The sequence below is a fragment of the Pseudomonas sp. 01L34 genome (assembly GCF_056400265.1).
The window spans coordinates 17,179-31,233 of sequence record NZ_JBFTSX010000003.1; the positions used below are offsets into that span (position 1 = coordinate 17,179).

A 14,055-nucleotide genomic window follows, 5' to 3' on the forward strand; every position below is an offset into this window, starting at 1 on the left:
TTTTGTGGATGCCGTTTAAGTGTCAGCCCTTCATGACCTGCGCCAACAGTTCATAGGAGTGCACGCGATCGGCATGTTCATACAGGTCACAGGTGAAAATCAGTTCATCCGCCTGGGTCTGTTCGATCAGCACCTCAAGCTTGGCGCGGATTTTCTGCGGGCTGCCGACCATCGCCAGCCCCAGGAAATCACCGACCGCTTCTTTCTCATGGGGCAGCCACAGGCCGTCCATGGTCTTCACGGGTGGGCGTTGCACCAGGCTCTGGCCACGCATCAACGCAAGAATCCGCTGGTACACCGAAGTGGCCAGGTAATCGGCCTGCTCGTCGGTGTCTGCCGCCACCAGCGGCACACCGAGCATCACGTAAGGCTTATCCAACACCGCTGATGGCTTGAAGTGGTTGCGGTAGACGCGAATCGCTTCATGCATGAAGCGCGGTGCAAAATGTGAAGCGAAGGCGTAGGGCAATCCGCGCTCACCGGCCAGCTGCGCACTGAACAGGCTCGAACCCAACAACCAGACCGGGACATTGGTGCCGGTACCTGGCATGGCAATGATCCGCTGATCCGGCGTGCGTGGGCCGAGGTAGCGCATCAACTCGGCCACGTCTTCCGGGAAATCGTCGGCGCTGCCGGAACGCTCGCGACGCAAGGCGCGGGCGGTCATTTGATCGGAGCCGGGCGCGCGACCCAGGCCCAGGTCGATCCGGCCTGGATACAGGCTTTCAAGGGTGCCGAACTGCTCGGCGATCACCAGCGGCGCATGGTTGGGCAACATCACGCCCCCCGAGCCGACACGAATGGTCGAAGTGCCACCGGCCAGATAGCCCAGCAGGACCGAGGTCGCCGAGCTGGCGATCCCGTCCATATTGTGGTGTTCGGCGACCCAAAAGCGGTTGTAGCCGAATTTTTCGACGTGCTGCGCCAGGTCCAAGGAATTGCGCAGAGACAGGGCCGCACTGCCGTTCTCGCGCACGGGCACCAGATCGAGGGTCGAAAACTTGATCTCAGACAGTCGTTTCATAAACCTGCTTCTCCAATGGGTAAGCAGGTTTTTCACCAACGAAAACCTGCCGAGTCTATAAGCGTGTTCTATGCAATGAGGGCATATACCCGAGTTTCAATAGACGAGACAAAATTCCTACGCGATTAGAGGACTGATCAGATGAGATGAACTTTGCCTGACGGTCTATCCTCAGAACCCTGGTAACCGAAAACCACGAAGGCGCGACGTTTCGCGCCGGATCTTGAGGAGGCAGACATGGCTATCACAAAGAAAGCATCGGCTCATTGGGAAGGTGACCTGAAAACCGGCATCGGCTCAATCTCCACGGAAACCGGCGTACTCAGAGAAGCCCCTTACGGCTTCAAGGCCCGTTTCGAAGGCGGTAAAGGCACCAATCCGGAAGAGTTGATCGGTGCGGCCCACGCGGGCTGTTTCTCCATGGCATTTTCAATGATTCTCGGCGATGCCGGCCTCAAGGCCGACAGCATCGACACCAATGCCGAAGTCACTCTGGACCAGGTGGACGGCGGCTTTGCAATCACCGCAGTGAAACTGATCCTCAAGGCGAAAATCCCTGGGGCGACCCAGGCGCAATTCGAGGAATTGAGCAACAAGGCCAAAGAGGGCTGCCCGGTGTCCAAGGTGCTGAATGCGAAAATCAGCCTGGATGCGACGTTGGTCAGCTAAACCGATAAAAGATCGCAGCCGTCGGCAGCGCCTGGATTATTGATTGATCGGTAGGCGCTGTCGAAAGCTGCGATCTTTTTTTGCGTTGGAACAAAACATGGCTGGCGTAATTGTGGTCGAATAAATGACAGCAGCTTTAGCGCATCACCGTGCGCGCTGCCTCAAGGGAGCTTCAACCATGAAACGTTTTGCCTTGGCGGTTATCTGTTGCACGCTGGCCACATCGGCTCTCGCGGTAACCAAATCGTGTGAGGAACTCAAGGCTGAGATCGAAGCCAAGATCCAGGCCAATAACGTCTCGTCCTACACCCTGGAAATCGTCACCAACGACGAAGTGCACGATCAGAATATGGTGGTCGGCACGTGCGACGGCGGCACGAAGAAAATCATCTACCAAAAAAATGACCGTTGATTCGCCTCACATGAGGCAGTAGCTCTCGCGATCTTCGGCGACAATCTCCCGCTTGGCGTTATACAGCCGGGCGCTGGGGCTGAACGCTATGGAGCGAGCTTCCAACAGATAACGCTGGCCGGCCTCGAAATGGTCGTAATTGATGGTCAGGTAGCATATTCGCTCCAGAGGAGTGTTCAGCAACCCCGGCCCTCCGCCAAACACTTCAAAGTCAAAACGTACCCTGAGCTCATGACTACCCGGGGTGACCTGAAAGTAACGGCCATCGCTCAACCGCTGGTTGTCCAGACGATCGGCCATCAGCAGTTTCCCGCCGGGAACTGGCGTAGCGAAGTCGACCCAGGCCATCTGCGGATTGACCGCCGGCAACGGACTCGTGCAGCCGACAAAGGCACCTGCAGCGAGCAACAGCAACAACCTGCGCATGATGAATATCCCAAGGACTGATCATTCAGCATAGCGCCGATCAGGTGCGTTGGCAGCCCGCTGGCTTACCCTGCCCAATCACTTTTCGCTGCTGATCATAAAGCTTTGCCCACGGCCGAAAGCCGATATTCCCCGCTTGCAGCTGATACCGCTGCCCGGCGTTGAAGTCCTTGAATTTCACATTCAACTGGCAGTCGCGCCACAACGGCTCGGCATCGGGGCCAATGTTGGTCGGCTGGACCGCGAACAAATAGCGAACCTTCAGCTCATGGCTGCCGGGCTGCACCTGGAAGTAGCGCTTGTCGATGGACGCCTTGTCATCGACTTTCAGCGCTTGCAGCGCGGCGTCTTGTTGTAATGGATCAAGATCGATCCAGGCCTGCGAAGGATCAGGGGTGGGCAATCCGGCACAGCCGGCCAGCATCAGCAGGCCTCCCGTCAGCATCAATTTGCGCATAGCGGAGCTCCAATAGGCGGGATAGTCTTGCGGGCAGACTTTCCAGGGATTTTTTTATTTTGATCAGGCCGCGTCCAAGCCTTGGGTTACTTGATCGCGTTTTACGCATTTTGTTTCCGGGTGTTTTTCTTTTGTCGCTCAATGGCTGCGCGAGCGTCAGCTATTACGGCCAATTGGCCAGTGGTCAGCTGCACTTGCTGCGGGCCCGGGAGCCGATTGCCAATGTAATTGCCGACCCCGACCGCGATCGGCAATTGCGTGCGCACCTGGCCCAGTCACAAAAAGCCCGAACGTTCGCCAGCCAACACCTGCATCTGCCGGACAACCAGAGCTACCGCTTGTACGCCGACATCGGCCGACCGTTTGTAGTCTGGAATGTCTTCGCCACGCCGGAGTTTTCGCTGAAGCCGCAGAACCATTGCTTCCCCGTCGCCGGCTGCGTCGCTTATCGCGGTTTTTACAGTCAGAGCGCTGCTCGCGGTGAGGCCGCCTTGCAACGCCTGCAAGGTATGGACGTGTCGATCGGCGGCGTCGAGGCCTATTCGACGCTCGGTTGGTTCAACGATCCGATTATTAGCTCGATGATGGCGTGGGGCGACGAGCGGTTGGCGACGCTGATATTCCACGAACTCGCGCACCAACGTTTTTATGTGAAAGACGACACCGAGTTCAACGAGTCCTTCGCCACGTTCGTCGAACAGGAAGGCACTCGCCAATGGCGCGCATTCCGAGACATGCCGCCGGATAATGGAGCGTTGGTACGCCAACGCGACCAGTTCATCCAATTGATTCTGGACACCCGCACCCGGCTTGAACGGCTTTACGCCCTACCGCTACCGGCCGACCAAATGCGTGAGCGAAAAGCGGCCGAGTTCGAACAACTGCGCCGTGAGTACAGGACCCTGCGTGACAGCCAATGGGCTGGCAACAATCGCTACGATGCATGGATCAACGCCCCGATGAACAACGCCCGATTATTGCCGTTTGGTTTGTATGACCAGTGGGTGCCAGCGTTTACCGCACTGTTCAGGCAGGTCGATGGTGATTGGGTGAGGTTTTATGCGGCAGTGGAGAAGGTAGGCACGTTGCCGGTTGGGGAGCGCAAGGCGGCGTTGAGGGCGTTGGCAGGATCAGCGAATTCCGGTGGCTGAACGGGCCCCTTCGCGGGCTTGCCCGCGAAGGGATTTGATCAGCGCTGCAAAAACGCCTGATGCAACTCATCCAGCGTCTCGAAGTGATACGCCGGTGCTTCGGCGCTCAACTCTTCCCGGCTGCCAAACCCATAACCCACCGCTGCCGCGTCCAGCCCATTGCTGCGGGCACCGATCAGGTCGTGCTTACGGTCGCCGATCATCAGCGTATTGGCCGGGTCGAGACCTTCTTCGGCCATCAAGTGTGCAATCAGCTCGACCTTGTTGGTCCGCGTGCCATCCAGCTCACTGCCATAAATCATCTTGAAATGCTTGGCGAAGTCGAAGTGCCGGGCAATTTCCCGGGCGAAAACCCACGGCTTGGAGGTCGCGATGTACAGCTGCCGCCCTTGGCCACCGAGGGTTTCCAGTAGAGGCGTGACGCCGTCGAACACGCGGTTTTCATACAGGCCGGTGACCTTGAAGCGTTCACGATAGAAGTTCACTGCCTCCCAGGCCTTGGGTTCGTCGAAGTCATAGAACTGCATGAACGCCTGCAACAATGGCGGGCCAATGAAATGTTCGAGCCTGGTCAGGTCCGGTTCATCGATACCCAGTTTGCTCAGGGCGAACTGGATGGAGCGGGTGATGCCTTCGCGCGGGTCGGTCAGCGTGCCATCGAGGTCGAACAGTACGGTTTGGTAATGCATGGAAATTCCTGAGCAATAGCGAGACGCTTTCCGTTATCAAGCGGCTTAGAGCTGGTCGTAGCCTTCGGCCAGATGCAGGTCCTTGAGCTTCACGTAATTCGCTGCACTGTAGGTGAAAAAGGCTTTTTCCTTGTCCGTCAGCGGCCGGATCTGTTTCACCGGGCTCCCGACATAAAGGAAACCGCTTTCCAGGCGCTTACCCGGTGGCACCAGGCTACCGGCGCCAATGATCACATCGTCCTCGACCACCGCACCGTCCATGACGATGCTGCCCATTCCGATCAGAATCCGGTTGCCCACGGCGCAACCATGAAGCATGACTTTATGCGCGATGGTCACATCGTCGCCGATCAGTAACGGAAAGCCATCGGGGTTGAATGGCCCTGCATGGGTGATGTGCAACACGCAGCCGTCCTGCACGCTGGTGCGCGCACCGATCCGGATGCGATGCATGTCACCGCGGATCACCGTCAGCGGCCAGACGGAGCTGTCTTCGCCGATTTCGACGTCGCCGATCACCACTGCCGAGCCGTCGACAAAAGCGCCTTTGCCCAGCAGCGGCGTGTAGTTCTGATACTTGCGAAGGGTCACGATAGGGTTTCTCTCTGTTGCCGATAGCTGCGGTGAGCGTCGATTGTAATTAAGATGGGCGCATGTTTCTTCCGCATGTTTTCCAGCCAAGGTGCCAACCGTGAGCGTGAACAACCCTCTTCTGCAGTCCTACGACCTGCCGCCGTTCTCGGCGATCCGTGCCGAACACGTGCAACCGGCCATTGAAAAGATCCTGGCTGACAACCGCGCCGCCATTGTCGAAATCCTCAAGACCCAGGCCAAACAACCGACCTGGGCCGGCCTGGTGCTGGCGATGGACGAACTCAACGATCGTCTGGGCGCCGCCTGGAGCCCGGTCAGCCACCTCAATGCCGTGTGCAACAGCGCTGAGTTGCGCGAGGCTTACGAGTCCTGCCTGCCGGCCCTGAGCGCCTACGCCACCGAGCTGGGCCAGAACCGTGAACTGTTTCAGGCCTATGAAGCGCTGGCGAACAGTCCTGAGGCCGCCGGTTTCGACGTGGCGCAGAAAACCATCCTGGAGCACGCCCTGCGTGACTTCCGCCTGTCGGGTATCGACCTGCCTGAAGCCGAACAAAAGCGTTATGCCGACGTGCAGAGCAAACTGTCGGAGCTGGGCAGTCGCTTCTCCAACCAGTTGCTCGACGCCACTCAGGCCTGGACCAAGCACATCACTGACGAAGCCGCCCTCGCTGGCCTGACCGATTCAGCCAAGGCGCAGATGGCCGCCGCCGCGCAAGCCAAAGACCTCGACGGCTGGCTGATCACCCTGGAATTCCCGAGTTACTACGCGGTGATGACCTACGCCCAGGACCGCGCCCTGCGCGAAGAAGTCTACGCCGCCTACTGCACCCGTGCGTCGGACCAAGGTCCGAATGCCGGTCAGAACGATAACGGCCCGGTCATGGAAGAAATCCTCGACCTGCGTCAGGAACTGGCAAAACTGTTGGGTTTCACCAGCTTCTCGGAGCTGAGCCTGGCGACCAAAATGGCCGAATCCAGCGATCAGGTACTCAGCTTCCTGCGCGACCTGGCCAAGCGCAGCAAGCCGTTCGCCGTCCGGGATCTGGAGCAGCTCAAGGCCTACGCCGCCGAACAGGGTTGCCCGGACCTGCAAAGCTGGGACAGCGGTTTCTACGGTGAAAAACTTCGCGAGCAGCGCTACAGCGTTGCCCAGGAAACCCTTCGCGCGTACTTCCCGATCGACAAGGTTCTGGGTGGGCTGTTCGCCATCGTCCAGCGGCTGTACGGCATCGAGATCGCCGAGCTGAAAGGCTTCGATACCTGGCACCCGGACGTTCGCCTGTTCGAAATCAAGGAAAACGGCCAGCACGTCGGCCGCTTCTTCTTCGACCTCTATGCCCGCGCCAACAAGCGTGGCGGTGCCTGGATGGACGGCGCCCGCGATCACCGCCGCACAATCAATGGTGTGCTGCAAAGCCCGGTAGCGAACCTGGTGTGCAACTTCACCCCGGCCGACAGCGGTAAACCAGCCCTGCTGACCCACGACGAAGTGACCACCCTGTTCCATGAATTCGGTCACGGCCTGCATCACCTGCTGACCCGCGTCGAGCACGCTGGCGTGTCCGGCATCAACGGCGTGGCCTGGGATGCGGTCGAGCTGCCAAGCCAGTTCATGGAAAACTGGTGCTGGGAGCCGGAAGGTCTGGCACTGATTTCCGGACACTACGAAACCGGCGAACCGTTGCCTCAGGATCTGCTGGAGAAAATGCTCGCGGCGAAGAACTTCCAGTCCGGACTGATGATGGTCCGCCAACTGGAGTTCTCGCTGTTCGACTTCGAGCTGCACGCCACTCACGGCGACGGCCGCAGCGTGCTGCAAGTGCTCGAAGGCGTGCGTGATGAGGTTTCGGTCATGCGTCCACCGGCCTACAACCGTTTCCCCAACAGCTTCGCCCACATCTTCGCCGGTGGTTACGCGGCGGGCTACTACAGCTACAAGTGGGCTGAAGTGTTGTCGGCCGATGCCTTCTCGAAATTCGAAGAAGACGGCGTGCTCAATGCCCAGACCGGTCGTGCATTCCGCGAAGCGATCCTGGCACGAGGTGGTTCCCAGGAACCGATGGTGCTGTTCGTCGACTTCCGTGGCCGTGCGCCATCGATTGACGCACTCTTGCGCCACAGCGGCCTGACCGAGGACGCGGCAGCATGAGTGAGGGACCTGTGATTACCAAAAAACGCTTTATCGCCGGGGCGGTCTGCCCGGCCTGTAGCGAGCCGGACAAATTGATGATGTGGAACGAAGATACCGTTCCGCATCGCGAGTGCGTGGCCTGCGGTTATTCCGACACGCTGAATGAACAAGGTCTGTCGGTGCCCAAGGAATTGGGCACCCGGGTTAACACCTCGGCACCCAAGGTGCCGGACGCCAAGGTTCAGGCCGTGCAGTTTTTCCCGAACCCGAAGCTGAAGAAAAAGCCTGACGAGCAACACTGAGTATCGAAAAACACCTTCCACTGCGCAACGCAGTGGAAGGTGTTACTTACTCGACATGGGCCGAGTTGAACCAACTCTTCATCGAACACATGGCAAACGGACTTGTGCTGCAATCACCATTGGCCAGCGCCGTACGAAGTTTGTCGACATCGGCCTGCATCATGTAGCGAATGCCGTCCTTGAAGTGGGTGCTATCGCCAAAACCGCCCTGAGTCATTTCACTCAGCGCATCTTCCTTACTCCAGCCCTGCACCACCACCCGGTACATCGCCGCCATCAGGCCGGTGCGATCCGAGCCGTGTTTGCAGTGCATAAGCACAGGCCCTTTGGCCTCGGCGGTCTGAATCGTGCGAAGGGCCTTGAGCACATCACTGTCATCCACATGATTGGTGCGGTAGGGCAGTTGTATCTGGGTGATTCCGGGTTTTGACAACCAGCTCGAGTCCGGTTCAGGCAGGAAGTTGATGACGGTGGCGACCTTGAGTTTTTCCAGCAACGGCACCGCCCCCTTGTCCGGCAACGCACTGCGATAGAGGGTCGGGGACATCTGATAGAGGTTGTACTGAACCTCCACCGATTGAGCCCAGTCCGCAGGCCGGGATAGAGCAGCGTCGTCAGCGTGGGCCAGCGTCAGGTTGAAAAGTGCGGCCAGCGACAAAAGAAGCGTCGCAGGTAGAAGGCGCAGTAGGGACATGCTCAGGCGACCGTGAAGTGGTGGATAAGTGATCGATAGCCTGAACTCGGGACAGTCAAAGACCTGTGAGGGCACTGTCAAAGAATCGTGAATAGAACAGCAAATGCCCGAGGCTGGTGGTCATTCAGATCAGTCAGACTGTCCGACATCGCTAGTTGATTGAGAGACACTATCCGGCAAGACCTTGAGTTAATAGACACCGATAAAACCAGGCCTGCATGGAGTCTCATGCAGACCTGGCAACAACTATCAACTTCAGGGATTTACGATACTGGAATAAGCCTTGGCCAAGGCCAGCAGTTTTGCTTTGTCATCACCATCGATATCGCCATCACCGTCCACATCGCTGTTAATGGTTTTGATCGTGAAGGACTGACCACCATCGCTGGAAACCGCTGTCACATAGACGGAATCGACCAGTGCCTCTGTCTGCACTTCATTTACCGCATCCCATCCCGGCTCTTTACGGGCAAGCTGCATCGATACTTGTGCTTCGCGAGGATTGGTTATGCTGGGCGCCAACAGTTGCAAAAAAACACCACGCTGATTAAAAAACGACATGACTAAATCCTTTTAATTAATAATCCACGACAACTTCGTGTGGCGAGGATAGTACTAACAGCCTTTGTAATTTCGCCACTTTATATATATTTCCAGTGATGACAGTTGCGCGATGCGCTTGATCCATAAACTTGTCTTGTTAGTTCCTTTATATAATCTCCGATGTTCACTCGCCGAACGGCACTGGCTTGTCGCTTTCCTCCTTGATACTGTATGCACATACAGCCAATGGGTTTTTATCGATGAACACGCCTCTGCCACCCCGCGGTCGCGGCACCGCCACCAACCCTCACAACCGTTTCGCACCGAACCGTTCGGTGGCCGAGGATGACGGCTGGTATCAGGAAGCGCCAATCACCCAAGGCACCGAGGTGCGCATCGAGACGGCGAAGACCATCATTACCCGCAACAACTCGCCGGACTTGCCCTTCGACCGCTCGATCAATCCCTATCGTGGCTGCGAGCATGGCTGTATCTATTGCTATGCTCGGCCCAGCCACGCCTACTGGGACATGTCACCAGGGCTGGATTTCGAAACCAGACTGATCGCCAAGACCAACGCCGCCGATGTGCTGGAAGAACAACTGTCCAAACGCGGCTATCAATGCGCGCCGATCAACCTGGGCTCCAACACCGATCCTTATCAGCCGATCGAGCGTGAACACAGAATCACCCGCAAGATCCTTGAGGTGCTGCTGCGCTACCGCCATCCGGTGACCATCATCACCAAGGGCTCGCTGATTCTGCGCGACCTGGACTTGCTGGCCGAACTCGCCGAACAACGGCTGGTGGCGGTAATGATCAGCCTCACCACTCTGGACGATGAGCTCAAACGCATCCTCGAACCCCGTACGGCTGCGCCCAAGGCACGACTGCGGGCGATCCGGGTTATGCGTGAAGCGGGGATTCCGGTGGGTGTCTTGTGTTCACCGATGATTCCGATGATCAACGACAGCGAACTCGAAAGCCTGCTGACTGAAGCCCATGCGGCCGGAGCGCAAACTGCGGCTTATATGATGTTGCGCCTGCCGCTGGAAGTGGCGCCGCTGTTCGAAGAGTGGCTGGCCGCCCATTATCCTCAGCGTGCAGCTCATGTGTTGAGCCTGATCCGCCAGAGCCGTGGTGGGGAGCTTTACGACAGTCGGTTTGGCGCCCGTATGCGCGGTGAAGGACCGTTTGCCGATCTGCTGGCGCAGCGTTTTGCCAAAACCATCAAGCGCCTGGGGCTCAACCGTCGGGAAGGTTTCGATCTGGACTGCAAAGCCTTTTGTCCGCCGGGTCGCCAGATGTCATTGATTTAAGGACAATCGGACCTATGGTGGAGTAGTGAAAAAAGCACGTCGTGTTCAAGCTGGTCATATTTCTTATGACCTGGAACGCACGTTCTAGAGCGCTTGATTCAGTTTGAGTTAAGCTTCAGCCGCTACCTTGTTCATCGAGTGACTGACGGGTCTGCTTTTCGACCTGGATGTTTTTTATACAGCCACTGGCTTCACATCGGACAAAACGGGAAAATTCCCTGACTCCGCCAAAGAGGATGAATCATGAGTGACAAGGATAAACAGCCTTTGGCTGCGTCGGCTTCAGCCCAACCCGAGGCGGAAACCGCCGATGCAGCGCTGCAGCATATCGTTGACGGCTTTTTGCATTTTCATCACGAGATCTTTCCGCAGCAGGAAGAACTCTTCAAAAAACTCGCCACGGCCCAGCGGCCTCGGGCGATGTTCATCGCGTGCGCCGATTCGCGCATTGTTCCCGAGCTGATCACCCAAAGCGCCCCCGGCGACCTGTTCGTCACCCGTAACGTCGGCAACGTCGTGCCGCCTTATGGGCAAATGAACGGTGGTGTTTCCACAGCCATCGAATACGCAGTGCTGGCGCTTGGCGTGCAGCACATCATCATCTGCGGCCACTCCGACTGTGGCGCCATGCGCGCAGTACTCAACCCGCAGAGCCTGGAAAAGATGCCGACGGTCAAAGCCTGGCTGCGCCATGCGGAAGTGGCGAAAACCATGGTTCAGGACAACTGCCATTGCTCGAATGAAAGCGAGAGCATGCACATCCTTACCGAAGAGAATGTGATCGCTCAGTTGCAACATTTGCGCACGCACCCGTCGGTGGCCTCGCGCATGGCCAACGGTCAGCTGTTTATCCATGGTTGGGTGTACAACATCGAAACCAGCGAAATCCAGGCTTACGACGCGGATCAGGGTTGTTTCCTGCCGCTCGATGGCAGCCATCCGATTCCGGTGGCGACGCCCAAAGCGCGCTTCTAAATCCTCTTCGTAGCCTGTCTCACAACAACGTTTGCGAGACAGGTCAACAGATCCCTGTGTGGTTTAGCCGAGGCTGCTGATCAGGCAGCCCGGCTTTGCCATGCCTGAAGAAAACTTCGGGAGAGTCACCATGCGTGCCGCTCAATTAAAAGCTGTTCTGCCACGGGAGCTGCTGGCTTCGGTGGTTGTGTTTCTGGTTGCCCTGCCTTTGTGCATGGGCATCGCCATCGCCTCGGGGCTGCCACCAGCCAAAGGCCTGATCACCGGCATCATCGGTGGGCTGGTAGTTGGCTGGCTTGCCGGTTCACCGCTGCAAGTCAGCGGTCCGGCGGCAGGCCTGGCGGTATTGGTGTTCGAACTGGTGCGCCAGCATGGTATCGCCATGCTCGGGCCGATCCTGCTACTGGCGGGTTTTCTGCAATTGGTAGCCGGGCGTTTGAAACTGGGTTGCTGGTTTCGGGTCACGGCGCCGGCTGTGGTGTACGGCATGCTCGCCGGCATCGGCGTGTTGATCGTGCTGTCGCAGGTACACGTAATGCTCGATGCCGTGCCCAAGCCTTCGGGGCTGGATAACCTGGCGGCCTTCCCTGCTGCAGTGATTCAGGCTTTGCCTTCGTTTGGCTGGCAAGCGGGTTTGCTCGGGCTGTCGACCATTGCCGTGATGTGGCTGTGGGAAAAATTCCGCCCGCATTCCCTGCGTTTCGTTCCCGGTGCATTGCTCGGGGTCGGTCTGGCAACGATCGCCAGCCTGGCGCTCGCCTTGCAAGTCAAACGTGTGGAGGTCCCGGCCAACCTGGCAGAAGCCATCGATTGGCTACGCCCGGCGGATCTGCTCAACCTGGCTGACCCAACCCTGTTGATCGCCGCCTTCGCCGTGGCCTTTATCGCCAGCGCCGAAACCCTGCTCTCGGCCGCCGCCGTGGATCGCATGCACAGCGGTCAACGTTCGGACTTCGACCGCGAATTGTCGGCACAAGGTGTGGGCAACATGTTGTGTGGCCTGCTCGGCGCGCTGCCGATGACCGGGGTGATCGTGCGCAGCTCGGCCAACGTTCAAGCCGGCGCCACCACCCGCCTGTCGACGGTGTTCCATGGCCTGTGGTTGCTGGCTTTCGTACTGCTGCTATCGAGCGTGCTGCAAAGCATTCCGGTGGCGAGCCTGGCGGGCGTGCTGGTTTACACCGGCTTCAAACTGGTGGACCTCAAAGCCTTTCGCGGCCTGGGCCGTTATGGCCGGATGCCGATGTTCACCTATGCGGCGACTGCACTGGCAATCATCTTCACCGACCTGCTGACGGGCGTGCTGATCGGCTTTGGCCTGACGCTGGCCAAACTGGCCTGGAAGGCTTCGCGCCTGAAAATCAGCCTGATCGATCTACCGGCGGACGGCGAGATGGAACTGCGTCTGGTGGGGGCGGCGACTTTCCTCAAGGTGCCGGCGTTGACCCAGGTGCTGGGGAGCATTCCCGCAGGCGCGACGGTGCATGTGCCGCTCAATAACCTGAGCTACATCGATCACTCGTGCCTTGAGTTGCTGGAGGAGTGGGGCCGGGCCAATGCGGCCAAGGGTTCGAAGTTGGTGATTGAAGCGCGGGGGTTGAAGCGCAGACTTGAAGGGCGGTTGCGGACCACCACCGGGGTAGGCTCAACGGGCGGTTGAAGCCCCCCTGTAGGAGCGAGCGGTGCGGCGATCCGACTTGCCCGCGAAGCTTTTGGCGTACTTGGGGACGCCTTCGCGGGCAAGCCTCGCTCCTACAGGGTTGCATAGACTTACGCGGCTGGTTGATCCAGCTCCAGCTCCACGCCCAATTGGCGCGACAGACACGGCCAGCGCTTCCACGCGGCGCCGGTGTCCGGGCTGTTGAGTTTCTCGCGGTAGGCCTCCACCGACTCCAGCGCGAAACTTTCATCGTCAAGCATCTCGTCCACGGCGTGATGCACCGCCTCATCCAGTTGGTTGGCAAATTCCTCGCCAATCAATTGGTGGGCAATCAGGTTGGCGACAGTCATGTCCAAGGGGATCAATGGCTGACCAAAATGCTTGATGTACAGGTCGTTGACCTCTTCGACCAGGCGGTGTGCCAGATAAGCTTCGTCCAGCAGGCTGTCCAGGCCAACGTGACCGGCCATGATCGCCGGCGGTTGGAGGAAGAACTGCTCGGCGATTGTCAGCACCGGCTTGATCTGCGATTCGATGCCCGCTTCCCTGGCGACTTCATTGGCTGCATCCAGCAGGTCTGGCACTTGTTCTATATACGCGGCCACAAAACGCGTCATCACGCCGTTAGCGTCGACATCCGGCAATTGGATGGCGGAGTGAAGGTGCGGCAGTTGGGTTTCCAGCTGACGAGTCAGCAGGCCGGTCTCGGCCTCGTGTTGTTGGGCTTGTTGGATCTGCTCGCGCAATGCGGCGGTGTTCATGAAAACTCCAGGAAACAAAGGCAATGAAATAGGGAAGACATAACTTAGCTGGCTCAGGAAAAAGGCTAAGACGCATTTGTCATAATTATTTCATCCTTGAGACATCGAAGTTATATCGATTTGCCACCACTCGTCTGCATCCTTCTCCATTCGTGACCTGGAACGCAAGTCCAACCTGTTTCAGCTGATTTACCCCATCGCGTTGCGAGGTGGCAGTCGCTGTCTATACTCGGTTCTGAATGGAGTTA

Annotated in this window: 16 protein-coding genes; 8 read left to right on the forward strand and 8 right to left on the reverse strand. The window is 58.2% G+C overall.

All coding sequences use genetic code 11. The annotated features are described in order from the left end of the window. Positions 1-22: 22 nt before the first annotated feature. Entirely contained in the window at positions 23-1,024 is a 1,002-nt protein-coding gene (locus AC1DQM_RS08590) for an LLM class flavin-dependent oxidoreductase (protein ID WP_477746023.1), read from the reverse strand. Between the two features lie 237 nt (positions 1,025-1,261). Here AC1DQM_RS08590 and AC1DQM_RS08595 point away from each other — a divergent pair, with 237 nt between their 5' ends. Further along, positions 1,262-1,693 carry an OsmC family protein gene (locus AC1DQM_RS08595; RefSeq protein WP_008152515.1) on the forward strand — a complete coding sequence of 144 codons (432 nt, stop codon included), beginning with the start codon at positions 1,262-1,264 and terminating at the stop codon, positions 1,691-1,693. A 178-nt stretch (positions 1,694-1,871) separates the two neighbouring features. Beyond that, positions 1,872-2,105 (forward strand): DUF1161 domain-containing protein, encoded by a 234-nt coding sequence (locus AC1DQM_RS08600; protein WP_018927243.1) that lies wholly within the window; start codon positions 1,872-1,874, stop codon positions 2,103-2,105. Positions 2,106-2,111: 6 nt separating this feature from the next. On the opposite strand, the gene AC1DQM_RS08605 is transcribed toward AC1DQM_RS08600, so the two are convergent. Continuing rightward, positions 2,112-2,531, reverse strand: a complete 420-nt coding sequence (locus AC1DQM_RS08605) for a PA0061/PA0062 family lipoprotein (RefSeq protein ID WP_064615701.1) — start codon at positions 2,529-2,531, stop codon at positions 2,112-2,114. Positions 2,532-2,571: 40 nt separating this feature from the next. Next, entirely contained in the window at positions 2,572-2,988 is a 417-nt protein-coding gene (locus tag AC1DQM_RS08610) for a PA0061/PA0062 family lipoprotein (protein ID WP_018927245.1), read from the reverse strand. 59 nt (positions 2,989-3,047) lie between these two features. Between AC1DQM_RS08610 and AC1DQM_RS08615 the strand changes: the two genes are divergently transcribed. After that, positions 3,048-4,139, forward strand: coding sequence for an aminopeptidase (locus AC1DQM_RS08615; protein WP_026286505.1), 1,092 nt, complete (start codon positions 3,048-3,050; stop codon positions 4,137-4,139). Between the two features lie 38 nt (positions 4,140-4,177). On the opposite strand, the gene AC1DQM_RS08620 is transcribed toward AC1DQM_RS08615, so the two are convergent. Further along, on the reverse strand, positions 4,178-4,828 hold the full coding sequence (locus AC1DQM_RS08620; RefSeq protein WP_086945262.1) for an HAD family hydrolase: 651 nt from the start codon (positions 4,826-4,828) through the stop codon (positions 4,178-4,180). Positions 4,829-4,873: 45 nt separating this feature from the next. Beyond that, positions 4,874-5,419, reverse strand: coding sequence for a gamma carbonic anhydrase family protein (locus AC1DQM_RS08625; protein ID WP_007940736.1), 546 nt, complete (start codon positions 5,417-5,419; stop codon positions 4,874-4,876). Positions 5,420-5,519: 100 nt separating this feature from the next. Here AC1DQM_RS08625 and prlC point away from each other — a divergent pair, with 100 nt between their 5' ends. Both prlC and AC1DQM_RS08635 read left to right on the forward strand, forming a co-directional pair. Beyond that, on the forward strand, positions 5,520-7,571 hold the full coding sequence (gene prlC / locus AC1DQM_RS08630; RefSeq protein WP_018927248.1) for an oligopeptidase A: 2,052 nt from the start codon (positions 5,520-5,522) through the stop codon (positions 7,569-7,571). Continuing rightward, positions 7,568-7,855, forward strand: coding sequence for a YheV family putative zinc ribbon protein (locus AC1DQM_RS08635; RefSeq protein WP_064615693.1), 288 nt, complete (start codon positions 7,568-7,570; stop codon positions 7,853-7,855). The genes prlC and AC1DQM_RS08635 overlap by 4 nt, the downstream gene beginning before the upstream one ends. A gap of 46 nt (positions 7,856-7,901) precedes the next feature. Here the strand turns inward: AC1DQM_RS08635 and AC1DQM_RS08640 are convergent, their stop codons facing one another. Together AC1DQM_RS08640 and AC1DQM_RS08645 are read right to left on the reverse strand one after the other, a co-directional pair. After that, on the reverse strand, positions 7,902-8,549 hold the full coding sequence (locus AC1DQM_RS08640; RefSeq protein ID WP_477746024.1) for a dual specificity protein phosphatase family protein: 648 nt from the start codon (positions 8,547-8,549) through the stop codon (positions 7,902-7,904). 255 nt (positions 8,550-8,804) lie between these two features. After that, positions 8,805-9,110, reverse strand: a complete 306-nt coding sequence (locus AC1DQM_RS08645; RefSeq protein WP_477746025.1) for a hypothetical protein — start codon at positions 9,108-9,110, stop codon at positions 8,805-8,807. Between the two features lie 242 nt (positions 9,111-9,352). Between AC1DQM_RS08645 and AC1DQM_RS08650 the strand changes: the two genes are divergently transcribed. The 3 genes from AC1DQM_RS08650 to AC1DQM_RS08660 all read left to right on the forward strand — a co-directional run bounded on the left by AC1DQM_RS08650 (position 9,353) and on the right by AC1DQM_RS08660 (position 13,046). Further along, positions 9,353-10,411 (forward strand): PA0069 family radical SAM protein, encoded by a 1,059-nt coding sequence (locus AC1DQM_RS08650; RefSeq protein ID WP_064615687.1) that lies wholly within the window; start codon positions 9,353-9,355, stop codon positions 10,409-10,411. A 243-nt stretch (positions 10,412-10,654) separates the two neighbouring features. Further along, a complete protein-coding gene (locus tag AC1DQM_RS08655; RefSeq protein ID WP_018927254.1) occupies positions 10,655-11,386 on the forward strand; it encodes a carbonic anhydrase in 732 nt (243 codons plus the stop codon). A gap of 130 nt (positions 11,387-11,516) precedes the next feature. Continuing rightward, positions 11,517-13,046, forward strand: coding sequence for a SulP family inorganic anion transporter (locus tag AC1DQM_RS08660; protein ID WP_477746026.1), 1,530 nt, complete (start codon positions 11,517-11,519; stop codon positions 13,044-13,046). Between the two features lie 110 nt (positions 13,047-13,156). Here the strand turns inward: AC1DQM_RS08660 and AC1DQM_RS08665 are convergent, their stop codons facing one another. Continuing rightward, entirely contained in the window at positions 13,157-13,807 is a 651-nt protein-coding gene (locus AC1DQM_RS08665; RefSeq protein ID WP_018927256.1) for a hypothetical protein, read from the reverse strand. Positions 13,808-14,055: the final 248 nt, after the last annotated feature.

Bases quoted from the DNA above. Each gene is read 5' to 3' on its own strand.
- AC1DQM_RS08590 (WP_477746023.1), bottom strand. From the start codon at position 1,024: ATGAAACGACTGTCTGAGATCAAGTTTTCGACCCTCGATCTGGTGCCC.
- AC1DQM_RS08595 (WP_008152515.1), top strand. From the start codon at position 1,262: ATGGCTATCACAAAGAAAGCATCGGCTCATTGGGAAGGTGACCTGAAA.
- AC1DQM_RS08600 (WP_018927243.1), top strand. From the start codon at position 1,872: ATGAAACGTTTTGCCTTGGCGGTTATCTGTTGCACGCTGGCCACATCG.
- AC1DQM_RS08605 (WP_064615701.1), bottom strand. From the start codon at position 2,531: ATGCGCAGGTTGTTGCTGTTGCTCGCTGCAGGTGCCTTTGTCGGCTGC.
- AC1DQM_RS08610 (WP_018927245.1), bottom strand. From the start codon at position 2,988: ATGCGCAAATTGATGCTGACGGGAGGCCTGCTGATGCTGGCCGGCTGT.
- AC1DQM_RS08620 (WP_086945262.1), bottom strand. From the start codon at position 4,828: ATGCATTACCAAACCGTACTGTTCGACCTCGATGGCACGCTGACCGAC.
- AC1DQM_RS08635 (WP_064615693.1), top strand. From the start codon at position 7,568: ATGAGTGAGGGACCTGTGATTACCAAAAAACGCTTTATCGCCGGGGCG.
- AC1DQM_RS08640 (WP_477746024.1), bottom strand. From the start codon at position 8,549: ATGTCCCTACTGCGCCTTCTACCTGCGACGCTTCTTTTGTCGCTGGCC.
- AC1DQM_RS08645 (WP_477746025.1), bottom strand. From the start codon at position 9,110: ATGTCGTTTTTTAATCAGCGTGGTGTTTTTTTGCAACTGTTGGCGCCC.
- AC1DQM_RS08650 (WP_064615687.1), top strand. From the start codon at position 9,353: ATGAACACGCCTCTGCCACCCCGCGGTCGCGGCACCGCCACCAACCCT.
- AC1DQM_RS08655 (WP_018927254.1), top strand. From the start codon at position 10,655: ATGAGTGACAAGGATAAACAGCCTTTGGCTGCGTCGGCTTCAGCCCAA.
- AC1DQM_RS08660 (WP_477746026.1), top strand. From the start codon at position 11,517: ATGCGTGCCGCTCAATTAAAAGCTGTTCTGCCACGGGAGCTGCTGGCT.
- AC1DQM_RS08665 (WP_018927256.1), bottom strand. From the start codon at position 13,807: ATGAACACCGCCGCATTGCGCGAGCAGATCCAACAAGCCCAACAACAC.